This window comes from Deltaproteobacteria bacterium (genome assembly GCA_026388415.1).
Lineage (GTDB): Bacteria > Desulfobacterota > Syntrophia > Syntrophales > JACQWR01 > JAPLJV01.
The window spans coordinates 1-24,503 of sequence record JAPLJV010000055.1 but is presented as its reverse complement, the minus strand read 5'-3'; the positions used below and the strand labels follow the sequence as shown (position 1 = coordinate 24,503).

At 56.2% G+C, this 24,503-nt stretch carries 23 protein-coding genes; 14 read left to right on the top strand and 9 right to left on the bottom strand.

From position 1 onward, the window contains the following. Positions 1 to 70 precede the first annotated feature (70 nt). The 6 genes from NT140_11375 to NT140_11350 all read left to right on the top strand — a co-directional run bounded on the left by NT140_11375 (position 71) and on the right by NT140_11350 (position 5,664). Positions 71 to 1,243 carry an efflux RND transporter periplasmic adaptor subunit gene (locus tag NT140_11375; GenBank protein ID MCX5832465.1) on the top strand — a complete coding sequence of 391 codons (1,173 nt, stop codon included), beginning with the start codon at positions 71 to 73 and terminating at the stop codon, positions 1,241 to 1,243. Continuing rightward, the gene (locus NT140_11370) at positions 1,227 to 1,991 is read left to right on the top strand and encodes an ABC transporter ATP-binding protein (GenBank protein MCX5832464.1); all 765 of its coding nucleotides are present in this window, start codon (positions 1,227 to 1,229) and stop codon (positions 1,989 to 1,991) included. The genes NT140_11375 and NT140_11370 overlap by 17 nt, the downstream gene beginning before the upstream one ends. After that, on the top strand, positions 1,972 to 2,778 hold the full coding sequence (locus NT140_11365; GenBank protein ID MCX5832463.1) for an ABC transporter ATP-binding protein: 807 nt from the start codon (positions 1,972 to 1,974) through the stop codon (positions 2,776 to 2,778). The genes NT140_11370 and NT140_11365 overlap by 20 nt, the downstream gene beginning before the upstream one ends. A gap of 84 nt (positions 2,779 to 2,862) precedes the next feature. Then, entirely contained in the window at positions 2,863 to 3,867 is a 1,005-nt protein-coding gene (locus tag NT140_11360) for a DctP family TRAP transporter solute-binding subunit (GenBank protein MCX5832462.1), read from the top strand. Positions 3,868 to 3,873: 6 nt separating this feature from the next. Next, entirely contained in the window at positions 3,874 to 4,380 is a 507-nt protein-coding gene (locus tag NT140_11355) for a TRAP transporter small permease (GenBank protein MCX5832461.1), read from the top strand. 3 nt (positions 4,381 to 4,383) lie between these two features. Then, positions 4,384 to 5,664 (top strand): TRAP transporter large permease subunit, encoded by a 1,281-nt coding sequence (locus tag NT140_11350; protein ID MCX5832460.1) that lies wholly within the window; start codon positions 4,384 to 4,386, stop codon positions 5,662 to 5,664. Positions 5,665 to 5,697: 33 nt separating this feature from the next. On the opposite strand, the gene NT140_11345 is transcribed toward NT140_11350, so the two are convergent. The 9 genes from NT140_11345 to ndk all read right to left on the bottom strand — a co-directional run bounded on the left by NT140_11345 (position 5,698) and on the right by ndk (position 13,537). Next, positions 5,698 to 6,276, bottom strand: coding sequence for an LUD domain-containing protein (locus NT140_11345; GenBank protein ID MCX5832459.1), 579 nt, complete (start codon positions 6,274 to 6,276; stop codon positions 5,698 to 5,700). After that, positions 6,273 to 7,667: a lactate utilization protein B gene (locus tag NT140_11340; GenBank protein MCX5832458.1), complete on the bottom strand. Its 1,395-nt coding sequence runs from the start codon at positions 7,665 to 7,667 to the stop codon at positions 6,273 to 6,275. Before NT140_11340 ends, NT140_11345 begins: the two co-directional genes overlap by 4 nt. Further along, positions 7,664 to 8,419 carry a (Fe-S)-binding protein gene (locus NT140_11335; protein MCX5832457.1) on the bottom strand — a complete coding sequence of 252 codons (756 nt, stop codon included), beginning with the start codon at positions 8,417 to 8,419 and terminating at the stop codon, positions 7,664 to 7,666. The genes NT140_11340 and NT140_11335 overlap by 4 nt, the downstream gene beginning before the upstream one ends. 17 nt (positions 8,420 to 8,436) lie before the next feature. Then, a complete protein-coding gene (gene truA / locus NT140_11330; protein ID MCX5832456.1) occupies positions 8,437 to 9,243 on the bottom strand; it encodes a tRNA pseudouridine(38-40) synthase TruA in 807 nt (268 codons plus the stop codon). Positions 9,244 to 9,249: 6 nt separating this feature from the next. Continuing rightward, on the bottom strand, positions 9,250 to 9,807 hold the full coding sequence (locus NT140_11325) for a hypothetical protein (protein MCX5832455.1): 558 nt from the start codon (positions 9,805 to 9,807) through the stop codon (positions 9,250 to 9,252). A gap of 82 nt (positions 9,808 to 9,889) precedes the next feature. Beyond that, a complete protein-coding gene (gene larC, locus NT140_11320; protein ID MCX5832454.1) occupies positions 9,890 to 11,098 on the bottom strand; it encodes a nickel pincer cofactor biosynthesis protein LarC in 1,209 nt (402 codons plus the stop codon). Between the two features lie 87 nt (positions 11,099 to 11,185). Continuing rightward, positions 11,186 to 11,956: a nickel pincer cofactor biosynthesis protein LarB gene (gene larB, locus NT140_11315; protein MCX5832453.1), complete on the bottom strand. Its 771-nt coding sequence runs from the start codon at positions 11,954 to 11,956 to the stop codon at positions 11,186 to 11,188. A 138-nt stretch (positions 11,957 to 12,094) separates the two neighbouring features. Continuing rightward, complete coding sequence (gene larE, locus NT140_11310) at positions 12,095 to 12,919, bottom strand: ATP-dependent sacrificial sulfur transferase LarE (GenBank protein MCX5832452.1); 825 nt, start codon at positions 12,917 to 12,919, stop codon at positions 12,095 to 12,097. 198 nt (positions 12,920 to 13,117) lie between these two features. Further along, positions 13,118 to 13,537 (bottom strand): nucleoside-diphosphate kinase, encoded by a 420-nt coding sequence (gene ndk, locus NT140_11305; GenBank protein ID MCX5832451.1) that lies wholly within the window; start codon positions 13,535 to 13,537, stop codon positions 13,118 to 13,120. Between the two features lie 252 nt (positions 13,538 to 13,789). Here ndk and NT140_11300 point away from each other — a divergent pair, with 252 nt between their 5' ends. The 8 genes from NT140_11300 (at position 13,790) to rfbA (ending at position 24,420) form a co-directional block, all read left to right on the top strand. Then, entirely contained in the window at positions 13,790 to 14,293 is a 504-nt protein-coding gene (locus NT140_11300) for a UpxY family transcription antiterminator (protein ID MCX5832450.1), read from the top strand. Between the two features lie 142 nt (positions 14,294 to 14,435). Beyond that, positions 14,436 to 15,548, top strand: coding sequence for a Wzz/FepE/Etk N-terminal domain-containing protein (locus tag NT140_11295; GenBank protein ID MCX5832449.1), 1,113 nt, complete (start codon positions 14,436 to 14,438; stop codon positions 15,546 to 15,548). Then, on the top strand, positions 15,545 to 19,027 hold the full coding sequence (locus NT140_11290) for an SLBB domain-containing protein (protein MCX5832448.1): 3,483 nt from the start codon (positions 15,545 to 15,547) through the stop codon (positions 19,025 to 19,027). The genes NT140_11295 and NT140_11290 overlap by 4 nt, the downstream gene beginning before the upstream one ends. A 161-nt stretch (positions 19,028 to 19,188) precedes the next feature. Further along, positions 19,189 to 19,458, top strand: coding sequence for a hypothetical protein (locus tag NT140_11285; protein ID MCX5832447.1), 270 nt, complete (start codon positions 19,189 to 19,191; stop codon positions 19,456 to 19,458). Positions 19,459 to 19,500: 42 nt separating this feature from the next. Continuing rightward, positions 19,501 to 19,983 carry a hypothetical protein gene (locus NT140_11280; GenBank protein MCX5832446.1) on the top strand — a complete coding sequence of 161 codons (483 nt, stop codon included), beginning with the start codon at positions 19,501 to 19,503 and terminating at the stop codon, positions 19,981 to 19,983. A 156-nt stretch (positions 19,984 to 20,139) separates the two neighbouring features. Further along, positions 20,140 to 21,162: a GDP-mannose 4,6-dehydratase gene (gmd, locus tag NT140_11275; protein ID MCX5832445.1), complete on the top strand. Its 1,023-nt coding sequence runs from the start codon at positions 20,140 to 20,142 to the stop codon at positions 21,160 to 21,162. A gap of 206 nt (positions 21,163 to 21,368) precedes the next feature. Then, on the top strand, positions 21,369 to 23,510 hold the full coding sequence (locus tag NT140_11270) for a YjbH domain-containing protein (GenBank protein MCX5832444.1): 2,142 nt from the start codon (positions 21,369 to 21,371) through the stop codon (positions 23,508 to 23,510). 46 nt (positions 23,511 to 23,556) lie between these two features. After that, entirely contained in the window at positions 23,557 to 24,420 is an 864-nt protein-coding gene (gene rfbA / locus NT140_11265) for a glucose-1-phosphate thymidylyltransferase RfbA (protein MCX5832443.1), read from the top strand. Positions 24,421 to 24,503: the final 83 nt, after the last annotated feature.

Sequence of the window (24,503 nt, the reverse complement as noted above, 5' to 3'; positions counted from 1 at the left end):
GACAATGGACATATTCCTGTTAAAGTGGGCTCTAAGAATTTCGGCACCAGGATTATTTAAAAACAGGAGGTTGCCCCTGAAAAAACGAATTATTATAGCTATTTTTTTATTGCTGCTGTTCAGTGTCGGCCTACTGGTTTACCTGGGACAGAGGGGGGTAAGGCAGGGTGAGCTGTTTTACTCGGGGACTATCGAGGCGACGCAGGTCAATCTGGCCTTTCAGGCCGGCGGTCGGGTAGAGCGCGTGTTGGTTCGGGAAGGCCAGGCCGTGACGGCAGGGCAGATACTGGCCGAGTTGGAGCGTGCCGAATATGAAGCCCGCTGGGAACAGGCCCGGGCCAATGCCGACCGGGCGCAACAGCAGCAGAAGCAACTGGAGGCGATCCTGGCGGTTTATGAAAAATCCCTCCCCACGGAAGTTGTCCGGGCCGAAGCAGGCGTGAGCGCACTGAGTTCTCAGCTTGATGAACTCAAGGCGGGCAACCGTGTCCAGGATGTGGAAAGGGCGCGCCAGACATTGCTGGCGGCGCAGGACGTGTGGGAAGAGGCGCGCAAAAACTGGGAAAGATATGATCGGCTCTTCCAGGGCGGCGTCGTTTCGGAAAAGGAAAGGGATGCCGTAAAGCTCAAGTATGAAACGGCGCTCCGGGATTATGAAAGGGGTCGGGAAGCCTACGATCTGGCTAAGGAAGGCCCCCGTCCGGAAACAGTAGCCACGGCGCGGGCCAGGCTGGCGGAAGGTGAAGCCGCCCTCAAGAATACCCGCCAAAATCTGCCGCGGATCGAGGCCGCAAAAAGCGATCTCGCCGCGGCCCGTGCGCAGGTTAAAGCGGCCGCCGCCGCCCAGGCCCAGGCCAGGATACAATTGGATTATACGCAATTGCCGGCCCCGGCCCCGGGCATCATCACGAGCCGCAATGTGGAACCGGGCGAGGTGGTGACGCCGAGCCGGGAAGTTTTAACCCTGGCCGATCTTTCCCGCGTGGAGCTGAAAATCTTTGTGGGCGAGACGGAAATCGGCCGGGTAAAACCGGGACAGCGTGTGGATGTCTCGGTGGACAGCTTCCCCGCTAAAATCTATCCGGGGGTGGTGGCCTTTATTTCCCCCGTGGGTGAGTTTACGCCCAAGATCATCCAGACCCACAAAGAGCGCGTCAAGCTCGTCTACTTGGTCAAGATTTCCCTTCCCAATCCCAATCTCGAACTGAAAACGGGGATGCCGGCCGATGCCTGGTTGCGATGATGCCTTTATCCGGGTGGATAATGTGTCGTTCCACTTCGCTTCCCTGGCGGCGGTGCAGGGGGTGAGTTTCACTGTGGGCCGCGGGATGATTGCCGGTCTTGTGGGCTCCGACGGGGCGGGCAAATCCACCCTGCTCAGGATGATGGCGACCATGATCAGGCCCGCGGCTGGCAGCATTGCCGTCGCCGGGCTGGATGTGTTGGCCGAAAAAACGCGCATGAAGCACCTGATGGGTTATATGCCGCAGCGCTTCGGCCTTTATCAGGATCTGACCGTAGGGGAGAATCTGGATTTTTTCATGGACATCTTCGGTATTACGGGGGCGGAAAGGGTGCAGCGCCGACAACGCTACCTCGGTTTTTCCAACCTTACTCCGTTTATTGATCGTCTGGCCGGCAACCTCTCCGGGGGGATGAAGCAAAAGCTGGGGCTGGCCTGTGTCCTCGTGCACGAGCCGCAGGTGCTCCTCCTTGATGAACCGACCAACGGCGTTGATCCCGTCTCGCGGCAGGAGTTCTGGGATATTCTGACCCGGATGAAGGGCGGGGGGATGACGATTATTATTGCCACGGCCTATATTGACGAAGGGGAAAAATGCGATCAGTTGGGCTTGCTGCACCGTTCCCGGCTGCTGGCCTGGGCGCCCCCGGCGGAGATAAAGTCGTCTTTTGCCAGTCTGGAAGAGGCCATAATCCAGCGTATCGGGGAAGTGGACCGGGGGCTTGTTGATGATAAATTCTCTGCCTGAGGCGGTAGCCGTAGAAATATCTGCCGCGGTAGTCGTGGAAAAACCTGAGGCCGTGGCCGTAAAAAATCTGGAAAAGCGTTACGGCGCCTTTATCGCGGTCAATAAAATAACTTTTTCCGTGCGCCAGGGGGAGATTTTCGGCTTTCTCGGCCCCAACGGTTCGGGAAAATCCACCACAATCCGCATGCTTTGCGGGATCATCACGCCTACGTCTGGTTACGGTCAGGTGGCGGGGCATGACATCATCACGGGGGCGGAAGAGATAAAGCGCGCCATCGGCTACATGTCTCAGAAATTTTCCCTCTATGAAGACCTGACGCCGTTTGAAAATCTGCGTTTCTATCTCGGCATTTACAATGTGCCCGAGGAGCAATGGCGGGAGCGCCTGGAGTGGGTGCTCGATACGACCAGGTTGCAGGAAGTCCGCCATCGCCTGGCCCGCGAATTGCCGCCGGGCTGGCGGCAGCGCCTGGCCCTCGGCTGTGCGCTGCTGCACCGGCCGCGCATCCTTTTTCTGGATGAACCGACTGCCGGCGTGGATCCCATCACAAGACAGCACTTTTGGGATTTTATCGGCCGGCTGGCCGGGGAGGGGATAACGGTTTTTGTCACGACCCACTACATGGATGAAGCGCGCCATTGCGGGCGAATCGTGATGATCAATGAAGGACGCATCGTGGCGGTGGGCAGCCCCGGTGAGATTATCGCCCAGACCTGCCCGGGGCGCCCCCAGGCGAACCTGAATGACGCCTTCGTAGCCTTGATGACCGGCACCACGGAGCGATAATAGTTTGGAAATATCCCTTGACAAGCAAAAGCAGCCCCCCTATACTTCGACCGGCGTGAAAACAGCACCATAAAAGGAGGAGTTATGTTAAAAAAATCGCTTTTTATCATCTTTGTGTCGGTTGTCTTTGCTTTTTCGTCCTTGGCCGTTGTCGAGGCAAAAACGGTTGTTAAATATGGTCATGTAGGGCCGCCGATTCACCCGCAGCACCTTGGCGCAGTGGCATTTGCCAAATATGTTACGGAGAAGACAAAAGGCGAGATCGAGGTGCAGGTCTTCCCGCTGGGTCAGCTCGGTGGTGAGCGGTCCATGACGGAACAGGTTCAGGCCGGAACCCTGCATATGACGGCTGTCACATCAGGCGTGCTTGCCAATTTCGTTCCCGAGATGGGGATCATTGAATTGCCTTTTGTCTATCCTAACCGGGAAACGGCCTATAAAGTTCTCGACGACAAAGACGTCAAGGAGCGGTTTGCCAAATTTTGCGATCCCAAAGGGTTTGTGTTCATCGGCTACACGGAGAATGAATTCCGGGACATGACGAACTCCAAACGACCGATCAAAAAACCCGATGATTTAAAAGGATTGAAGCTCCGGGTCGTGGAAAGCCCCATCTTCATTGATACCTTTAAAACGCTTGGCGCCAACCCTACCCCCCTGCCGTTCCCGGAAATCTACAATGCCCTGCAGCAGAAGGTGATAGACGGGCAGGATAATCCCCTCTATACCTCAAACCTCATGAAATTCTTGGAAGTAAACAAATTCGCCACCGTCACCAACCATATCCTCACGGAATGCCCCGTTGTGGTGAACAAGAAATTCTGGAGTACCCTGACCCCGGAACAGCAGCAGATTTTCCGGGAAGCTGCGGACGTTCAGATTAAAGTGAACCGCGAAGGCAATGCCAAGGGCAGCGCTGATGCCGTGGAAAAGGCCAGGGCGCTGAAGGTGGAAGTATATGTGTTGACGGCCCAGGACCGGGCGGTCTTCAAGGCAGCGGTTAAACCCGTTTACGATAAATACCGGGGAGTCTTCGGCGCCGAGTGGTACGATTACTTCCTGAAGAAGGTGGACTCATACTCCAAATAACCGCGCATGAATGATCTGTTAACAAAGCTCAATAAATTCGAGGAGGGCGTGCTCGCTTACTCCCTCCTCGGCATTGCCGTCTTTACCTTCGTTGAAACCGTGCTGCGCTACAGCATCTCCTATACCTTTACCTGGTTTAACGAAGTCGCCAATTATACGATCATCTTTTGCACCTATCTCGGGGCATCAGTCGGCGTCAAATATGGCACGCATTTTTCCATGGAGGCCCTGACCGAATACTGTCCCGACAAGGTCAGCCATCTCCTGAAAACCTTGGCCTATTTTCTCTCCGGAGTCATGGCCGTCCTGTTTATTTATTACGGCACCAAACATCTCTTCAGTTTAAAATCCTTCGGCGTTAAGAGCTCCGCCATGCAGATCCCCATGTACATCCCCTACATACCGATACCGCTATTTTCCATTTCCATCGCCTTTAGATTTTTTGCCCTGTCGTACCGGCATTTCAACAGCTTCCGGAAGGGTGAGCCCTTCGAGAGAATCAGGAGCAAATAACCGATGACTCTGACCATCGTCCTTATCTGTTTTTTTGCCCTCCTTACGCTCAGTATGCCCATCTCCCTGCTCCTGGCCGCTACTACCGCTGTTTACCTGATCTTTATCGCCAATACGCCCGTAACATCCCTTATCCAGCAGCTCTTTAACGGGCTCGACAATTTCGTTCTCCTGGGGGTGCCTTTTTTCATCCTGGCAGGGAACATCATGGCCGAGGGCGCCATATCGGACCGGCTGGTAGGGGTGATGAAGCTTTTTGTGGGCCGGTTCACGGGCGGGCTCGCCATGGCCTCCATCATGGCCTGCATGTTCTTTGCCGCCATATCGGGATCTTCCCCGGCCACAGTGATCGCGATCGGAAGCATCATGATGCCGGCGCTGATCAAGGAAGGCTACGGCGAAAGGTTTTCCATCGGCCTGCTGACCTCCGCCGGTTCGCTTGGGATCCTGATTCCGCCCAGCATTCCCATGATCCTCTATGCCCTGGTGATGAATGTCTCGGTCGCGGAGATCTTTATGGCCGGTTTCCTGCCGGGCATCTTCATCGGCTGCTGCCTCATGGGCTACTCCTACTTCATGTCCAGCAAACACGGCTGGCGTTCCGAAGTTCGTTACAGCGTTAAAGACGGACTGAAAATCATCAAAGACGGGATATGGGCGCTGTTCCTGCCGGTACTGGTCCTGGGCGGGATATACGGCGGCATCTTTACGCCCACGGAGGCGGCGGCCGTATCGGTCGTCTATGCGCTTTTTGTCGAGCTTTGCATCTACAAAGAGCTGAAATATGACAAACTCTTTACTATCTGCCGGGACTCGGCGGTCCTCTCGGGCTGTCTCCTCTTCATCATGTCCTGCGCCATGAGCTTTATCTGGCTCCTGACGGTGGAGCAGATCCCGGTCAAGCTGGCCGAGGTAATCGTGGCCAATATCCACAGCAAATGGCTCTTCCTGCTCGCCATCAACGGAGTGCTCCTGCTGGTCGGCGCCCTCATGGACATCGTGACCGCCATCATCGTCATCTCGCCCATCCTGGCGGAGACGCTGAGCAGGTACAACATTGACTATATCCATTACGGAATCATCATGATCGTAAACATCGAGTGCGGCTTCCTGACGCCCCCTTTCGGGCTCAATCTCTTTGTCTCCATGGCCATCATGCGGAGATCGCTCGTCGAGATCGGCAAGGCGGTCTTGCCCTTTATCCTGCTCTTTATTTTCTGTTTGCTCGTGATAACCTATGTGCCGAAGCTCTCTACCCTGCTGCCCGAACTTCTCTTGAGGTAGCGTTATTGTTATTGGGGAGGAGGCTGCCACTGATTACTTATTATTAGTGGCAGACCCCTCCCCAATAATCCAGTGCAGCACTCTGCCGGGTCCATGGACGCAGGTGGTCATCGAGGCTTCAATGTCTCCGGTGCGGCTGGGGCCGGTTACGAAGGTGAGGCGCGAGGGAAGGGCAGCGCCGAATTCCGCCAGATAGCTGGCCAGATCGGGTCGGCAATCTTTGGCGTAGCTGAGCGCCAGTTGTGTTTCCGGCAAAAGGGAGGCCAGGGTTCCGAAGCCGGGGCCGGAGGGGAAGGCGAGGCTGCCCGTTGCCGCGATAAAGGCGCCGCAAAAGGTGATGCCGAGGTTGGCAGAAGCAAGGGCCGGGCGGTTCCACTCGTAGCCGCCGTCAGTTCTTCGCCGGGGCGAGACCGCAGCAGAACCGCACTTCTCAACTGCGGCCTGCACGGTGCAAAGCAGCGGCTCGGGCCAGCCGTTCAGCGGCAGCGCGATGGATGTGGCCTGAAGTTCGTCGATCAACGCCGCGAGGCGCAACTCGAGATCGGAAACAATCAACAATTCAACGGTGACGCCTACGCCCCGGGCCCTGGCCAGGTATTGATCGAGGATCATTGGTCGGTGCCCCCTGTTTTCTTACTCCTTGCTATCCACCAGTGGCGGAAACTCTCTCCCGCTTGCGGTTCGGGCGCCTCGCGGCACACCAGCCATTCTTTCAGCAGCGGCCGCATCAAGCCCGAAGAGCCCTTTTTCAGCAGCCGGCGCAGAACGGTCATCCCGAGCCGGTAGAGCAGAGGGTTACCCGCACCCCAGGCAGCCACCTTCATCGTCAAAGGCGGTTTATTGACGTCGGAGCGCAGTCCCCGCAGATAATCGGGCAGCGGCACGCGTATGGGACACACCTCGGCGCAGCGGCCGCACAATGTGCAAGCATTGGGCAGATCGGCGTAAACTGTCAATCCCGAGATGAGCGGTGAAAGAACCGAACCCATCGGGCCGGGATAGGTGGCCTCATAGGCATGGCCCCCCACGGCACGATAGACGGGACAGTGGGAGATGCAGGCTCCGCAGTGCAGACAGTGCAATATCTCGCGGTAAGGGCCGGAGGCGATGCGGGAGCGGCCGTTGTCCAGAAGGATGATGTGTAATTGTTCCGGCCCCTCGTCCTCACCGGGGCGGTGCGGGCCTGTAATGATTGATACATAGGAGGAAATCGTCTGGCCGGCGGCGGAACGGGTCAGCAGAGCCAGAAAGTTGGGCAGGTCGGCCATTGCCGGGATGATCTTATCAATACCCACCACCGCCAGCATAATGCGCGGCAGGTTGGCGGCCATGCGGATGTTGCCCTCGTTGCTCACCAGCACTAAGGAGCCCGTATCGGCGATAACGAAATTGCCCCCCGTGATCCCCATATCAGCGGTCAAAAACTTGGTGCGCAGGTATTTTCGTGCGGCGGCGACCAGCGCCTCCGTGCCCAGGTCCGGCGGCGTGCCGAGCTTTTCGCTGAACAGTTCCGCTACCTGGGCACGGCTCCGGTGAATGGCCGGGGCCATGATGTGCGAGGGCTTCTCATTAGCCAGTTGGATGATGAACTCGCCCAAATCGGTTTCGGTGATGGTGATGCCGGCTGCCGCCAGCGCCTCGTTTAATTCCACTTCCTCGGCGGTCATGGATTTGCCTTTGACGGCGGTTTTGGCGCTGTTGTCGGCGGCTATCTTGATGGCGAGGCGGGCCACTGCGGCGGCGTCTTTGGCCCGATGGACGAACGCACCGGCGGCCTTGGCATGGGCGGTAAACAATTGCGCGTATTTCTCCAGATTGCCCGAGATTTCGAGCTTGTGGACGCGGCCATAGTCGCGCAGCGCTTCAAAATCAGGTGTGTCAGCGACAGCCAGCGCCCTCTTTTCGATAAGGAGATCGGCGGTTTTTCGCACGGCGGCGATGACTTGGGCGTTCAGCACTGCCTCGCGCGATGCCTGGCGGAAATTGGGGGCAACATGACTCATCGCGTCTTGCCCTCCCGTGCTTCCAGTATCAGTTCGGCAAGGTGGACAAAGCGCAGCCGGCCCAGATTTTGCCTCTTCGCGCCCGCCGCCAGATGGGTGAGGCAGCTCATATCTAAGGCGGCAACTGTGGAAGCGCCCGTAAGAACAATATTCCCCAGTTTGTCGGCCATCATTTTACCCGAAACTTCGGGAAATTTGACGCTGAAACTGCCGCCGAACCCGCAACAGGTATCCGCAGCGGGCAGCGGGACGAAATTATCGCCCAGCATCTGCTGCAGGTAGTTCTCGGCCACGCCGGTGAGTCCAATACCGCGCAGGGTGCGGCAACTGGAATGATAGGTGGTGCGGGTGGGCTCCGGATGGGGCGGGAGTGCCGGAATAGCCAGTACGCCGTGCAGATATTCGCAAAGTTCGTAGGTTTTGGCGGCCAGCTCGCGGAAACGGTCCTGCAGCCCGGGCTCCCCCTGGAACAGAGGCCAATAACGGTTCCGGACCGTGTCCACGCAGGAAGAACTGGGAGCGACAATGGCCTCCGCCCGCTCGAAAACTTTCAGGAAATTAAGCGCCATACTTTTAGCGCTTTTGGTGTCGCCGGTATTCAGCCAGGGCTGGCCGCAACAGGTCTGTTCGGCCGGAAAAGCGACGTCCACGCCATAACTTGAAAGCAGGCGCACCGTGGTCCGGCCCACACTGGGGTAGAGGGCGTCGGCGCTGCAAGTAAGGAAAAGAGAGATTCGGCGTGTTGTCGGCATTTTTATGACCTGTTGCCTTAAGATGATGGGATTCGGGCCGAGAAAAACAGTGGCAGGGTGAGCAGTCCCTCGGGAGGCTGTGGATCTCCCTCATACATGACCCGTTCGAGAAAGAGGCCCGAACCCGGCGCCGTCAATTGGGCCGGCAGCTCGGAAAAACTGGTTAACATCTGTTTCACCTCGGCGGCGGCGAGGTTGCCCTTGCCCGCTTCCACCGTTATCCCCACCAGGCGGCGCACCATCTTCCATAAAAAATGTGAGCCCACGATCCGGAAGACCAGCAGATCACCGCATTCATGCAGTTCCGTAGAGTAAAGATTCACCATGGTTGACACATCCTTCTCCCGCCTTATGTCGGCGAAAGAGGCAAAATCATGGAAACCGCGGAACAGCCCGATGACGGTCAGCATCCGCTTCATATCGAGTTTTTCCTTTACCCACCAGACATACCGCTTGCCGAAAGCAGTCCGCCGCTTCGCCACGATATAAAGATAACTCCTCATTTTTGCGTGGTGGCGGGCGTGGAAGTCACGCGGCGCCGTCTCGACGTTCCGCACATTGATGCTCGCGGGGAGCAGATCGTTTAATTCTGCGAGGAGACGTCCGGGATTTATTTTACGGTCGGAAGCAAGATGAGCAACCTGGGCCAGGGCATGGACGCCCGCATCGGTGCGCCCGGCGCCTTGCAGCTCGATATTGTTGCCGATGATTTTGGCTGCCGCCTCGATCAGCGTTCCCTGGACGCTGCGGGCATTTTTCTGGGTTTGCCAGCCCCGATAACCCGTGCCGTCGTATTCGAGCGTGATTTTATATTTGTGCAGCATTATTAATTATGCAAAAGTCCGCTCGAACAGGTCGGCGATCGCTTTCCGGCCGTTTTCTTCGAGAAAGCGCGTCCCCGTCCCGGCGAAATGATTGTTCGTAATGACGGGTTCCTCTCCCTTCTCACGTTCCTCCCACTCTACCTGATTCCAGCGGAACCACGCGTCGCGCTTCTGATCGAACACGTACAACGATTTGTTGCATATCTTCGTAAACTCGGCGGCCCATCCCGTCCCCCCCTTGACAGTATTGTCCGGCATAATCTCTCCGACCACGAAAATTCCCTGGGCGCTGTTGATCTGATACCAGATGCTCTGCAAGACCTTGCGCAGGGTCGGACTCTCCGTGTAGCGGCGATTCATCAATTTCGAGACGTATTCCAGACTCACGTCGCCATTTTTCAGCTCTTCGTGATTCAGGATGCGCAAGCCCCGCTGCCGAACGATGCAGTGGCCCTCAAAGGTGAAGTTCACTTCCTCAATGCCCATGCGCTCCGCATTCGCGCCAAATTCCGCTTCCGCCCCCTTCGCCCCGCCGCTAAAAAGAATGAAATTTTTCTTTTTCATGATTATTCCCCTCATTTTTCCGTTATTCTTGTTGCTGCCCCCTCTAAAGCAAACCGCGGTATACTCTAACATGTCAAGTTGATTATTGAAAGCACTTTCTCCCCGCCACCGCTTTGACAATATCGTAAACTGCCTTCAGAGGCAACTTGTTTTCCTGGGCCAGACGGCGGCAATCCTCGTATTCCGGGGCCACGTTGCTAATTTTCCCCTCCTGGCGGGCGATCTTCACGCGTGCATTGCCCAAACGGGTTGCGATGGTGATTACTTCACGGGGCAGCATGTGCTTCGTGACGGGATAGACCCGGAGTCCCAGGGTGGTAGTTTCGGCAAATATCCGCCGGCGGAACTTGTCCTCGTCTTCGGGACGCATGAGGACGCATAATGTTAAGGCGGGGCGGCCTTTCTTCATCTGGATGGTCTGGAGGAAGACGTCCATCGCCCCCGCTTCCAGAAGACCCGTCATGAGATAATCATAAAACTCCGGGTTCATGTCATCAATATTGGCCTCCATCATCAAGGCCGGCGCTTGATGATAGCTGCGGGCGACGTCGTCGGTTCTGCTTTCGTCCATTGTCGCCACTGACTCGCCGATGGTGATGCCAAGCAGGTTGGGGATGTCGAGGTCATGGTGGCCGGCGCCGTAACCACTTTTTTCGACCCGCAAAAGAGGCATCTCCCCAAAGGAGCGGCAGCAGGCGGTAAGGATCGCCGCTCCCGTAGGAGTAAGGAGTTCCTTTTCCGCGCCGCGCGAGTAGATCGGCACGCCCTTGAGCAGTTCCAGAGTGGCAGGAGCGGGGACAGGTATCACCCCGTGAGCGGAGCGGGCGAATCCACCGCCCACATTGATCGGTGAGGCGTAAACCGCTTCGATGCCGAGACGCCACAGCCCGCTGACAGCGCCCACCACATCCACAATGGCATCGAGCGCCCCCACCTCGTGGAAGACAACCGCGGCGATCTTTACGCCGTGTACCTTAGCCTCCGCCTCGGCCAGACGGGTAAAGATCTTGCTGCTTTGTTCCTGCACAACTGCCGGCAAACCGCTTTGACCAATGAGAGCCCTTATATCCTTCAAGCGGCGATGGGTCTTGGTATCGTCAACGCAGACATCCACCTTTGTTGCCACGATCCCGTGCTTGAGGACCCTGCTCACGTCGAGACGGAAACCCTCAAGGGGAAGCTTGGCTAAATCTGCCTTAAGTTCATCCAAAGGCAGACCCGCATCGAGCAGCGCCCCCAGGATCATATCGCCGGCCGCGCCGGCAAAGCAGTTAAAGTAGGCGGTTTTCATAAGGTTGCATCCTTGACGGTCTCGCAAAAGAAAATTTCCCCTCCCCCGGCGGGAGGGGATTAAGGGGAGGGGGAGGGAACTTACGTTTCAGTTGCACATTCTCTCAGCCGCCCCCAGCCGATTGATCAATCCGGCCTGATAACCTGCCCCGAAGCCGTTATCTATATTGACTACGGAGATGCCGCTCGCGCAACTGTTCAGCATGGCCAGCAAGGCCGCCAGGCCGCCGAAGCTGGCGCTGTAACCGACGCTCGTCGGCACGGCAATCACGGGTTTATCCACGAGACCGCCGACCACACTGGGCAGGGCGCCTTCCATTCCAGCTACCACGATGAGGACCCGCGCCGCCAGCAGTTGGTCGCGGTAATTAAGGAGCCGATGGATGCCCGTCACGCCGACATCATAGATGCGCTCCACGCGGTTGCCCATCGCCTCGGCCGTCAGGGCCGCCTCTTCCGCCACGGGCATATCCGAGGTGCCAGCGCTCAATACCGCTATGCAGCCCTTTTTTTCCTGCCTGCCGCGCCGGATAATAATCAGCCGGGCCAGATCGTGATATTCGGCGCCCTCAACCTCCGCCGCGATGGCCAGATAAACATCGCGATCCGCCCGCGTAGCCAGGATGTTGTTATCGGCCTGCCGGGCCAGCCGCGCCACGATGGCCACGACTTGCTCCGTTGTTTTGCCCGCGCAATAGACCACCTCCGGGAAACCGCGCCTCAGCTCGCGATGGGAATCAATCTTGGCAAAGCCCAGATCGTCAAAGGGCAACTGCTTCAATTCCTGCACCGCTTGCTCCACATCCAGCCTCCGGTCCCGGACACCCAGGAGGAGCTCCCGTAATCTCTCTTCGTTCATAAAAACCTCGCCATGATGCTATATCACCTTCTCCCGGCCTGCCAGGGTTTCATTCATGCTGCCGGTCCGATAGCCTTCCAGATCCAGCGCTACGTAGGTGAAGCCGGCTGAAGGGACATGACCTAAATTCGAAAGAATTTAGGATCGTGTCCCGGTTTTCAGCACCTCATTCATGCTGCCGGTTCGGTACCCTTCCAGATCCAGCGCTACGTAGGTGAAGCCGGCCGCCTTGAGTTCCTTTGCCACCTCTGGCGCCTGGGCCAGCAGCCGGGGGAATTCTTCGCTGCCGATCTCGATGCGGACCACATCGCCGTGGTGACGCAGGCGGAATTGCCGGAAACCCAGGGAGCGCAGGTAATCCTCGCCGCGCTCCACCTGGCTGAGCTTGTCTTTAGTGATTCTGGTCCCGTAGGGGAAACGGGAGCTCAGGCAGGCGCAGGCTTGCTTGTCCCAGGTGGTCAGCCCCAGTTGCCGGGAAAAGAAGCGGATATCATCCTTGGTCAGGCCCGCCTCCAGCAGCGGACTCCGGACGCCCAATTCCTGTGCCGCCCTCCGGCCGGGACGGAAGTCGCCCAGATCATCAAGATTGGTCCCATCGAGGATATAATTTGCCTTTTCCTGCGCCGCAATCTGCCCGAGGCGGGTGAACAATTCCTGCTTGCAGAAATAGCAGCGCTCGGGCGGGTTGGCGGCGAAATTGTCCTTTGCCAGTTCCTCGGTGGCGATGATCAACTGCCTGACCCCCAGGGTGTGGGCCAGCTCCCGGGCTTCCTTAAACTCCCAGGCGGGATAGGTGGGCGACTGACCCGTGACGGCCAGTACCTTGGCCGTCCCCAGCGCCTCCAGGGCCATCTTCAAAAGAAAGGTGCTGTCCACCCCCCCGGAAAAGGCCACAACTACGCTTTCCATCTCCCCGAGGATTTCTCTCAGCCTGCTCAATTTTTCTTCTCTGCCAGGTGTCATGCTGTTCCTAAATAGCCGTTATTTAACTGAAAATACGATTCAAATCCCCCTGAATCCCCCTTTACTAAAGGGGGACGTTTATTGTTCCCCTCTTTACCAAAGAGGAAAACCCCTACTTCCCCTCTTTAGTAAAGAGGGGTTAGGGGAGATTTGGATTATCTCCCGTGACGATGTGTGCCGTCATGGGGTATTATTAAATCATCCTGCTATCATCTCAAAACTGTTGAAGAAATAGCCAATCTCAAAGGCCGCCGTCTCGGGTGCATCGGAACCGTGGACGACATTTCTCTCGATGTCTGTGGCAAAATCTTTTCTGATGGTGCCCGCGGCGGCCAGCCGGCAGTCGGTTGCCCCCATAAGTTCGCGGTAGCGGGCAATCACGTTGTCTCCTGCCAGTACCATGACCACGGCCGGTCCGGAGGACATGAATTCCGTCAAACTGGCGAAAAAGGGCCTTTCCCTGTGTACGGCATAAAAACCTTCGGCCTGGGCCTTCGTCATGTGGATCATCTTCAGGGCGACAATTTTCAGGTTGTTCTGCTCCAACCGTTTGATCACGTCGCCTATATGTCCCCGCGCCACGCCGTCCGGCTTGATGATGGATAATGTCTTTTCCATAAATTACTCCCCGTCCTTTCTGAGCTGCTGTTTATTTGTGGTCTCCTGCCTTACCAAAAGGACGGACGCAAGTCAACCACCGTTCCAATCTCATTCTCTCCTCTTTGGCAAATCCCTCTGAATCCCCCTTTTCTAAAGGAGGAATTAATAGAAGGATGTCCCGAAAAAATGCTTGACAGGGGGCTGGAATGATAGGAAAAGCAGAGAAGTGATTCATAAATAGGGCTCTGTCCCTGTTTAAGAGGAGTTCGTATGCCCTGGTATGCTGTACACACCCGCAGCCGACATGAAGACAAGGCCTATGCCGGTCTGATCGTTAAGGAATTCAATGCCTTTCTGCCGAAGATCGAAGTATGGAGCAAGAGACAGGACAGAAAAAAGAAGATCCTGCTGCCGATGTTTTCCGGGTATCTCTTTATCGAACTTATGGACGTGAACCCGGAGACGCGGGTAGAGGTACTGAAGACCTTTGGAGTAGTGAAAATCCTCGGCAATCCTTCGAGCTGTGAACCTGTGGCCGTCCCGGATGACAAGATCGCCGCCATTCAGAAAATCATCAATTCCAAAGTGGAAATCCAGCACTTCCAGTATCCCGACGCAGGAGGGCGGGCGCGCATCACCGACGGCCCCTTCAAGGGCGTGGAAGGCACCGTAGTTACTACTGATTTCAAAAAAGAGCTTTTCGTTATCACGATTGATCTGCTCCATCGCTCCATAGCCATCAAACTGGAAGGCTTCCAGATAGAAAAGGTATAAAATACGCATATCTTGAAGAAAATTATTGACAATCCAGGCGGGAGACGCTATCTGTCGCATTCTATTTTCCTTCCCTTCAAATTCGTGAGGGGATATTTGTTAATAAAATTACGGTCTCATGTAATTGAGGGGGCGGAGCTGTATGAAGGAAGAGCCTACCAGATCGAAGACTGAAGAAACCGCGTCGGCATGTCCGTCGCCTGTCATTGCCCAGGGGACTCCGGGGCAGTCGCCGCCCTGGTCGCCCGGACATGGGGCTTATTCCGATTTGCCCGAGGAGGAGGACGAGATAAATCTCCTCGACCTTTTTATCGTGCTCCTCAAGCACAAGGTCATGATCTTTTCCGTCGTCCTGCTGGCAGGGATCATGGCGGTCGTCATCAGCATTCAGATGCCGAACATCTACCGATCGGAGATCACCATCTCTCCCACGACGCAGGAAAAAACCGGCGGCGCCCTTTCCGCCTTAGGCGGTTTCGCCTCCATGATTGCCTCGGATATGGGGATCGGCGGTACCGGCTCCCTCGATCAGTTCGAAGTTGTCCTCAAAAGCCGCGATCTCACCAACGGCATCGTCATAAAATATGATCTGTTGCCAATCCTCTTCGAGAAGTCCTGGGATGCCGAAAACAAGCGCTGGAAGGTCGGGAAGCCCTCGGCCCTTCAGAATCTGATCGAGTTCGTACGGGGGATGCTTGGAGTAACGCCGGAGAAAAAACCCGGTGGCAAAGATCCCTTCACTTTGGAGGATGCACGCCTGGCCATGCAGGGCCTGTTGAAAATAACGCCCAACAAGAAACAAAACGTCATGCAACTGAGCATCGAGCATAAAGACCCCGTACTGGCCCAAACCATCCTCAATTACTACGTGGTGGGCCTGAGCGAATTCCTGCGGCAGCAGACGCTCACCGATGCCGCTGCCCAACAGGCGCAGCTCGGCACGCAATTAGCCAAGACGACGGACCCGATGCTCAAAAACCGTCTCTACGAGGTGATTGCCAAGCAGATCGAGAAAGAGGCTTTAGCCACGGTCCAGAGATATTACAGCTTTAATATTATTGATCCGGCCTTTGTGCCGGAGAAGAAATTCAAGCCCAAGCGGGCGCAGATCTGCCTCCTGTCGGTGGTCGTGGCCTTCTTTATCGCGATCTTCCTGGCCTTTTTTCTGGAATATCTGAATAATATGAAGAGAAATGAGGACCCGGAGCGCCTGGCAAATCTGCGGAACGCCCTCCGCTTCCGGAGGCGAGCATGAAAGTGAGAAAAATGAATAAATCTCTTAGAAATTGGATATGGATTCTGTCGGTGGCTCTTCTTCTGGCCACATCCCTTAACGTTTTCGCACTGGATGCGGCGCTGCCGGACCTCGGTAAATACCTGCAGAGCCTCCCGGATCTGCGCGGCAAAACTCCGGCGACGAAGAAGAACGGCGAAGCCAAAAGACTTGGCACCGAGGCGAAAAAACCGGCCGGCTCCACGGGAGATACAACGGCGGCCGTACCAGAAAAGGCCGACCTCACCTATCCGATGCTGGAAACACTTATTCAGGAAAAGGGTATTCTGCCCCCCGAGGAGCTGAAGGTTTTCGGGCAGCAGCTCTTTTCCGCCGGTCCAACTTCCTTCTCTCCACCGACAAACATGCCCGTTACCCTCGACTATGTCGTCGGACCCGATGATGACATAGTAGTGAATGTCTGGGGGCGGCTGAATGAGACCTATACCCTGACGGTGCAGCGCAACGGCAGCGTTTACATCCCCCAGGTCGGCAGCATCAATGTGGCCGGCCAGACCTACAAGCAGGTCGTGGCCGCCATCCGCAAGGAAGTGGAATCCGTCCTCGGCGTGAGCGCCAGCGTGACAATGGGAGAGCTGCGCAGCATCACCGTGTTCGTTGTCGGGGCGGTGAAGCAGCCCGGCGCCTACACGGTCAGCGCCTTCGACACGATCCTGAACGCCCTGATTTACGCGGGCGGGCCGGAGACGAAATCCCTTCTCAACGATTGGTACCGGGAAAAAATCAAAAAGGAGAATGACGATGCCCTCCAGCTTGTGGAGCGGTTAAGAAAGGAAAGGGATCGTATCTCTGACCGGGAACTCACGGGGGCGGATATTAGAGCGAAGAGCCCCCAACTTCCCGGTAGCGCTGCCCAATTCCCCGGTAGCGCTATCCAATTCCCCGGTGGCGCTGCCCAATTCCCCGGTAGCGCCGCCCAATTCCCCAGTGGCGCTGCCCAATTCCCCGGTGGTACTGTCCAATTCCCCGATGGCGCTACCCAATTTCCCAGTGCGGCGCAACTTCCCGGTGGCGCTACCGGGAAAGATCAAGGTTCAGTGCTCAAGAAACTTCTGACCATCTTCCAGGAGGAACGCCAGTCCGAGGATGTGATCAAGCGCGTCCGGGAACTGGATGGGGAACAGCTGCAGAAAGAACTGGAGGACTTGGAGACGGTCGAGAAGAATCGGGATAAATACACGAGCCTCCGGCAGCTCGTTGAAAAAATAAAGTCGGACAAGGAACTTACAGAAAAGATGAAGGATTACACGAAACTTGACGTCCGCTACCTGGAAGATGAATTACGGAAACTGGATAGCAGCAGGGACATGGTGGAGCGGGACTACACCCTGAAGCAGCATGTCTTCCCCGAGAAGCGGTACAAGGAAGCGCTGACGGAAAAGGAGACACTGCTGCCTGTGCAACTTGGTTCCATGCGGAATATCCAGCTAAAACGCAACGATAAGGTGGTAAGCGTCTTTGACCTCTATGACCTGATTTTAAACGGCGACAAGTCGAAAGACTTACGGCTCCAACAGGGGGATGTCATCTTTGTCCCCAAGCCGGAGGCCACCGTGGCCATCTACGGCGATGTGAAGGTACCCGCCCTGTACGAACTTAAGCAGGAACAGTCCCTGCTTAAGATACTGGATTTGGCGGGGGGCCTCAAGACATCCGCTTTTGGCGGGCAGATCCAGGTTCAGCGTTATGCCAACAACCAGGAACGAGTCGTCCTGGATACTTCTCTGGCAGCCATGAAGGACAGGAAGGATTCTTTCGCTCTGCAGGATGGCGACCGGGTTAAGATATTTCGCGTGGTGGACGAGGATGTGAACGTCGTTTATCTGTATGGCAACGTGAAGCGGCCGGGAAAGTATCAGTTTCAGCCGGGAAGCACCGTTTCCATGATGATTATGGAGAGGGACCTGCAGCCCGATACGAATCTATCCTATGCCTTTGTCAAGCGTTACAAAAAACCGACGATGGAGCCGACGATTGTACCTTTCAAGTTAGGCGAGGCTGTCCTGCAGAAAGCGCCCGGCGAGGACCTGGCGTTGCAGCCCTACGATGAGATTTATATCTTCCGCCAGTGGGATTTCCATAACAGGCCCGACATAACAGTCAGCGGTGAGGTGCGCAACCCGGGGAAATACCCCCTGCAGAAGAATATGCGCGTCAAAGACGCTCTCTTTATGGCCGGCGGACCGAATGCGTACGCCTCTCTGGATTCTGCCCACATCTTCCGAACCAATCCGGAGAGCAGGGGCGTGACCATGATGATCGTGGATATTGCCCGTGCTCTGGCCGAGCGCGACCAGGACAATATCGTCTTGCAGGACAAGGATCGTCTGGTTATTCACCATATTCAGGAGTCCATACCGGAAAAATTCGTGACCATCGAAGGGGAGGTCAGCCGGACCGGGCAGTACCCGCTAACCGAGGGGATGACCGTTCGGGATCTGCTGTTTGCAGCCGGTAACATCAAGGAATCGGCCTACCTCGATGAAGCCGAATTGACATCCATGATTGTTGATGGCGGCCAAAATACGAAATATGAAAATCGCAACCTGAACTTACGGAAGGCTTTCGCCGGCGATACCGGCCAGAATGCCCCTCTGCGGCCCTACGATCGCCTGTTGGTGAAGCAGATCCCGGATTGGCGGCAGGAGAAATTCGTCAAGATCGAGGGTGAAGTGCGCTTCCCCGGTACCTACGCGATCCGCAGGGGGGAGAAGCTCTCGTCGCTCATCGAACGGGCGGGCGGTTACAAGGAAACGGCCTATCTGCGAGGGACCATGTTCACGCGGGAGCGGGTGCGCGATCTCCAGCAGAAGAGCATCCTGGAGATGGCGGACCGTTTGGAGCGGGAACTTCTTTCCGGCGGCCAAAGTTTATCCACGGCGATATCGGCTGAAGAGATTGCCGGTAAGAAGGCCGAAATGGAGCAGAAGCAAAAGTTCGTCGAGTCACTAAGGAAACTCAAGGCCACGGGCCGGATGACGATTTACATGGCTCACCTGCGCCTGCTCAAGGGCAGTGAATATGACATTGAGCTTGAGGACCACGATAACCTTTTTCTTCCCCAGAAGAACAGCGTCGTCAATGTTGTTGGCGCTGTGATGATCCAGGGCAGTTATGTCTATGCCGACCGGCTGGACTATAAGGACTACATCGAACAGACCGGCGGCTATGCCGGTTTCGCCGACACGGGCAACGTTTTTGTTCTGAAGGTGGACGGTTCTGCCCGGAAGATAGCCCGCGGGTTCTTCAACTGGAGCTCATCGCAGAATCGCTGGGAACTTGCCGGCGCCGGCGAAGAGATCAAGGAAATCGAACCGGGCGACACCATCGTCGTGCCGGAGAAGGTCGAACGGATCGCCTGGATGAGGAACGTCCGCGATATCACGCAGATATTGATGAATACGGCAGTGTCTGCCGGTGTGCTCATAACTCTCTTCTAAGCCGGCAGGTAAAATATTTTTCACAAATTGTGAAATTTTTCTTGACATGGGGAGGATGAGAGTTTAGATTGTCGCAAAACATTGGTTGCTTTTTAGTCCCGAGGTGGAGAGAAATCTCTCCGACAGATTGTTAGACTACTTTTTCAAGGAGGAGGTTGATCATGCGGAAGTTCGGAAAATTTGTTAGTGTCGTGGCAATTTTATTCGTTTTGGTGATGGCCGTTCCGTTTCAGGCATTTGCGGCTGCTGCTGAGGCAGGCACGGCGGCGGCCGGTTCTGGCGCCGGCGGTGCCGGGGCATCTGCAGGGGCCGGAGCGGCAGCCGGGTTAACGACCGGAACGATTGCCGTAGGAGCAGCAGTAGCAGCGGCAGCGGTAGCGGCCGGTGTATCGGCTGGTTCAGGTTCGACCACGTCAACCCATCACCATTGATAGTCATCACTTGGTGTATTGGGCAAAAATAAAAGTAACATATTGTTTTTAGTAGGGATGTTCCTCATCTGCTGCCTGTTGCTTCCTGCGAAGCCGCAGGCAGCAGGAGACGCCCGGGACGTTGGCAGTGTTCTGAGCGCGGCGGAAGCAGTATTCCAGAATATGTCGCAGGCGGCTTATCCGGCCCTGTGGCGCGGTCTGTCCGTCCAGTCGCGGCGAAGCATCATAAAAAATGTGCGCAAGGCCATCGGTAAGGGCGGGTTCGACTATGCGGACGAGCGCATCGGGGCGGATTTCGCTGCCGGCGGCGATCTTGCCCGTGATTACTGGACAAATTATGTCTTGCAGTTCGAGCCGAGGCTGGTTCTCGAAGAAAGCAAGTGGACCATGGGCGAGATAAAAAAAGATACCGCCGAGATTATCATTCGCTACAGAAAATCCGACCGCGACGCCATTCTGAAGATGTTCCGGGAAGAAGGCGCCTGGAAGGTCGGCCTCGAAGAGACCTTCTCCACCCGCAAGTAATTGAAACATTATCGGAGTGTTGATCAAATCTCCCCTGACCCCTCTTTACTAAAGAGGGGAAGCAGAGGGTTGCCTCTTTTCCCAAGAGGGGAACTATAATCTCCCCCTTTAGTAAAGGGGGATTTGGAAACCCGCAATAGTCTGGTTTGATAATTTATGAAAAAAGCGCTCATCACGGGCATCACGGGTCAGGATGGTTCCTATCTGGCGGAGCTGTTGCTCAACAAGGGCTATGAGATCCATGGCCTTATCCGCCGGGCCAGCACCTTCAACACAAACCGCATTGATCACCTTTACAAGGATTTCCATGACCCCCAGGCGCGGGTCTATCTCCACTACGGCGACCTCTCGGTTTCTGGTCATCTGACCGATCTGATTAATGAAATAAGACCGGATGAAATATATAATCTCGGCGCCCAGAGCCATGTGCGCGTGAGCTTCGATATGCCCGAGTACACGGGGGACGTGACGGGCCTCGGGACCATTCGCCTTTTGGAGGCCATCCGGAGGACGGGGATCAAGGCCCGTTTCTATCAGGCATCTTCGAGCGAGATGTTCGGCGCCGCGCTGCCCCCGCAGAGCGAGACGACGCCCTTCCAACCCCGGAGTCCGTACGCCGCCGCCAAGGTTTACGCCTACTATGTCGTCCGCAATTACCGGGATGCTTATAAGATATTTGCGGCCAACGGCATCCTCTTCAATCACGAATCGCCCCGCCGCGGCGAGACATTCGTTACGCGCAAGATCACCCGGGCGGCGACGCGGATCAAACTGTGTCTCCAGGACAAGCTCTACCTCGGCAATCTTGAGGCCAAGCGCGACTGGGGCTATGCCGGGGATTATGTCGAGGCCATGTGGCTCATGCTCCAGCAGGAGCGGCCTGAAGATTATGTCATCGCCACGGGCGAGACCTATTCGGTCCGTGAATTTACGGAGAAGGTATTTGCCCGGCTGGATCTTGATTATAAGCAGTATGTGGCCGTAGACCCCCGTTATTTCCGCCCCACCGAGGTGGACGTTCTGCTGGGCGATGCCTCCCGGGCCCGCCACGACCTCAACTGGCAGCCGAAAGTCAGCTTCGATCAGCTTATTGACATGATGGTCGCCGCCGACCTCGAAATCGCCGCCAAAGAAAAGACCCTGCTCAACGCCGGCTATACCTGCGGCAACAGGATGTAATTATGTTTTACGCTCTAACACTTTAAGAAACCTTGCACAATTACAGAAAACCATCAATTATGTCATACCGGCGAAGGCCGGTATCCAGTATTATCAGCCACTTCCTGGATTCCGGTTTTTCCCCGTCAAGCGAGGACTGAAAAGAGCACCGGAATGACGAATAAGGGAGTTGTGCAAAGTCTCTTAAAACGTAAAGGAATATCAGGATGCTGAAGCAAAGGGCGTTAGCCCTTTTTTTTGTCTGGTTTTTGGTTGCGGCGTTGATTGGGACTGCGGTAGCGGCGGATGAACCCTTTGACGGACCGGCGAACTGGGGCGGGACGGGGATCATGGAGATTCCTACGGCGCGGGTGATGCGGGCGGGGCGGTATCGCTTCGGCGCGAGCCAGGTTGATCCGTATCGAAACTATTATTTTGCGGTTGCGCTGCTTTCGGGGTTGGAGATCGGTGGGCGGGTGACGGAAGTCATGGGTGTGGGAGCACTTACGGCGGACTATGGCAATACCAGGGACAAGGCTATAGATTTCAAGTATCAGTTTCTCGCCGAAGGAAAGTGGTGGCCGGCCATCGCCGTCGGGATCATGGATCCACACGGGACGCGGGTTTATCCCGCCCAGTACCTGGTGGCGAGCAAGCAGATCTATCCCTTCGATTTCACGATCGGTTTCGGGAACGGGCGCTACGGGAAACAGCCGCTGCCCGGACAGGGGGAAGGAATCGCAGTCGAGATGTTCACCGACAACGCCTCCTTCCGGCAGGATGGACAATTCTTCTGGGGAGTACAGTTTGCTCTGTCGGAGCGGCTGATGCTGATGGCGGAGTACAACCCGATCCGCTACGACGAGCAGACCGGCGATCCGGCGCAGGCAAAGTATTTTACCGAACCCGTCCCCTCCCAATATAACTTCGGTATCCGCTGGCGGCCTCTGGATTGGGTAGAGACAGATCTGAGCTGGCAGCGGGGGCAGCAGATCGGGGCGAATATTTCTGTGGCCTTCGATATGGGCGTGCCCCTGATTCCAATTTATGATCATCCCTACAAGGAAAAACCTGAGTACCGTCTTCTGCATCCCTGGGAGCAACGGATCGCCCGCGGGCTGGATGCTTCCGGCTTCAGCGATATTATCGTGCTGCGGGACGGAGATAAGCTGGCGGTAGAGGCCCGGAACGACAAGTATTACTACACGCCGCGGGCCGTCGCGGTGATGCTGCGGGTCGTAACGGAGTTTGCGCCCATCGAGATTCGGGAGCTCCGCCTGATTATCGCGAACAACGGGCTTCCCATCGTGTCGCTTACCTGCCTGCGCGAGGATGCGGCGCTCTTCCTGGCGGAGAAGATTACGGCGGCGGAGTTTCTCTCGTCGTCATTCCGGCGAAAGCCGGAATCCAGTGCTAATAATGGATACCGGATCAGGTCCGGTATGGCAGATGTATTCAATACGGACATTACCGATGGTCTGCCCGGGAAGAAGCTTTACCGGAAGTGGTGGGATTACGGGATACTGCCGTCCTTTCGGACATTCCTCAACGATCCCTCGGGGTTTTTCAAGTACCGCTTCGGCGCGCGGGCCTGGGTGGGCGTCTATCCCTGGTCGGGGGCATCCCTGATCACGGGTCTGGAATATTATCCCTTCAATACGGTGTCCTCTTTGAATACTCCCTCGGCGGAGGCAGTGCGGACGGATATTGTGCCTTACCAGCAGAATAAGGCCGTGTTGGGGATTTTGATGGCCGAGCAGATCAGAAAGTTCCCCTATGAGATCTATGGCCGACTGGATGTGGGGCTTCTGGAGGTTCAGTACGGCGGGCTGGATGCAGAATTGGCCACACCCCTTTTTGGCGGGCGGGTGATGGTGGGGCTGGCGGGCAGTCTCGTGAAGAAACGGGACCCTGATATGGCCTTTGGTTTCAAGGAGAATGATTACAAGGATGTCTATCAGACGGCCTTCTTAAACACGCGCATAAATTTTCCCGAGATCGAGGCGGCGCTCGACTTCAAGACTGGTCAGTTTCTGGCGGGCGATCGGGGGACGGTGGTGACGTTGTCAAAATTCTTCAACGGTGTGATCCTGTCGGCCTGGTACAGCATAACGAATACGGACGTCTTTACCGACCCTTTTAACAGGGGCTACCACGACAAGGGGATTGCGGTGACGATTCCCATGCGCCTCTTCGAAGGCACGGATTCAAAAACCGCCTACGACTTCGCTGTCTCCGCTTGGACCCGCGATGTAGCCCAGGACATTGACCATTTCAACAACCTTTTCGACTACATGCGCCGAAACACGCAAATTTATCTGAAGAAAGATGCGTTGGCGAGGGATGGACGAAAGGCGGGGTTTAATTAAATTGGAATAAGGCCATGCAGAAAAACCTGATACAGGCGGTATTTTTATGAAAGGCATCATCCTCGCCGGCGGTTCCGGCACGCGGCTCTACCCGGTGACAACCACCGTCTCCAAGCAACTGCTGCCGATCTTTGACAAGCCGATGATCTATTATCCGCTTTCGATCCTGATGCTGTCCGGGATTCGGGAAATCCTCCTCATTTCGACACCGCGCGATCTGCCGCTGTACCGGGAGCTCTTCGGCGACGGCTCCCGGTTAGGCTTGTCACTCTCCTATGCCGAGCAACCCCACCCCGGCGGCCTCGCCCAGGCCTTCACCATCGGCGCCCCTTTCATCGGGCGGGACAATGTCTGCCTGATTTTGGGAGACAATATCTTCTTCGGCCAGGGGCTCTCGGGGATCCTCGAAAAGGCAGGCCGGATGACTAAAGGCGCCCTGGTATTCGTCTACTGGGTGAAAGACCCCAACCGGTACGGCGTCGTGGCCTTCGATGGGCAGGGCCGGGCGGTCAGCATTGAGGAAAAACCAGCGCAGCCGCAATCGAACTATGCCGTCACGGGCCTGTATTTCTACGATAATGACGTAGTAGAAATTGCCGGGAAGCTGAAGCCCTCGGCCCGTGGAGAGCTGGAAATCACGGACGTCATCCGGGAATACCTGCAGCGCGGCCAACTCCAGGTGGAAGTGCTGGGTCGGGGCATCGCCTGGCTCGATACGGGCACCCACGAGAGCCTGCTCGAGGCCAGCAACTTCATCGCCACGATCGAACATCGCCAGGGTTTGAAGGTCGCCTGCCTCGAAGAAATCGCCTACAACAAGGGCTACATCACGGCCGACCAGCTAATCGCCCTGGCCAGCCCCGTCAGCAACAATCACTACGGGGAATACCTCCTTTCGCTCCTGAAGTGACCTCTTCATGCCCCGAAACCTTCCCCAACACTAACCAAATCTCCCCTAACCCCTCTTTTCTAAAGAGGGGAACTGTTGAGGTG

Bases quoted from the DNA above. Each gene is read 5' to 3' on its own strand.
- NT140_11350 (MCX5832460.1), top strand. From the start codon at position 4,384: ATGACTCTGACCATCGTCCTTATCTGTTTTTTTGCCCTCCTTACGCTC.
- NT140_11285 (MCX5832447.1), top strand. From the start codon at position 19,189: ATGCGGAAGTTCGGAAAATTTGTTAGTGTCGTGGCAATTTTATTCGTT.
- NT140_11300 (MCX5832450.1), top strand. From the start codon at position 13,790: ATGCCCTGGTATGCTGTACACACCCGCAGCCGACATGAAGACAAGGCC.
- NT140_11325 (MCX5832455.1), bottom strand. From the start codon at position 9,807: ATGAAAAAGAAAAATTTCATTCTTTTTAGCGGCGGGGCGAAGGGGGCG.
- NT140_11345 (MCX5832459.1), bottom strand. From the start codon at position 6,276: ATGATCCTCGATCAATACCTGGCCAGGGCCCGGGGCGTAGGCGTCACC.
- ndk (MCX5832451.1), bottom strand. From the start codon at position 13,537: ATGGAAAAGACATTATCCATCATCAAGCCGGACGGCGTGGCGCGGGGA.
- NT140_11295 (MCX5832449.1), top strand. From the start codon at position 14,436: ATGAAGGAAGAGCCTACCAGATCGAAGACTGAAGAAACCGCGTCGGCA.
- NT140_11290 (MCX5832448.1), top strand. From the start codon at position 15,545: ATGAAAGTGAGAAAAATGAATAAATCTCTTAGAAATTGGATATGGATT.
- NT140_11340 (MCX5832458.1), bottom strand. From the start codon at position 7,667: ATGAGTCATGTTGCCCCCAATTTCCGCCAGGCATCGCGCGAGGCAGTG.
- NT140_11360 (MCX5832462.1), top strand. From the start codon at position 2,863: ATGTTAAAAAAATCGCTTTTTATCATCTTTGTGTCGGTTGTCTTTGCT.
- rfbA (MCX5832443.1), top strand. From the start codon at position 23,557: ATGAAAGGCATCATCCTCGCCGGCGGTTCCGGCACGCGGCTCTACCCG.
- NT140_11370 (MCX5832464.1), top strand. From the start codon at position 1,227: ATGCCTGGTTGCGATGATGCCTTTATCCGGGTGGATAATGTGTCGTTC.
- truA (MCX5832456.1), bottom strand. From the start codon at position 9,243: ATGCTGCACAAATATAAAATCACGCTCGAATACGACGGCACGGGTTAT.
- NT140_11365 (MCX5832463.1), top strand. From the start codon at position 1,972: ATGATAAATTCTCTGCCTGAGGCGGTAGCCGTAGAAATATCTGCCGCG.
- larC (MCX5832454.1), bottom strand. From the start codon at position 11,098: ATGAAAACCGCCTACTTTAACTGCTTTGCCGGCGCGGCCGGCGATATG.
- NT140_11355 (MCX5832461.1), top strand. From the start codon at position 3,874: ATGAATGATCTGTTAACAAAGCTCAATAAATTCGAGGAGGGCGTGCTC.
- NT140_11335 (MCX5832457.1), bottom strand. From the start codon at position 8,419: ATGCCGACAACACGCCGAATCTCTCTTTTCCTTACTTGCAGCGCCGAC.
- gmd (MCX5832445.1), top strand. From the start codon at position 20,140: ATGAAAAAAGCGCTCATCACGGGCATCACGGGTCAGGATGGTTCCTAT.
- larE (MCX5832452.1), bottom strand. From the start codon at position 12,919: ATGACACCTGGCAGAGAAGAAAAATTGAGCAGGCTGAGAGAAATCCTC.
- NT140_11270 (MCX5832444.1), top strand. From the start codon at position 21,369: ATGCTGAAGCAAAGGGCGTTAGCCCTTTTTTTTGTCTGGTTTTTGGTT.
- larB (MCX5832453.1), bottom strand. From the start codon at position 11,956: ATGAACGAAGAGAGATTACGGGAGCTCCTCCTGGGTGTCCGGGACCGG.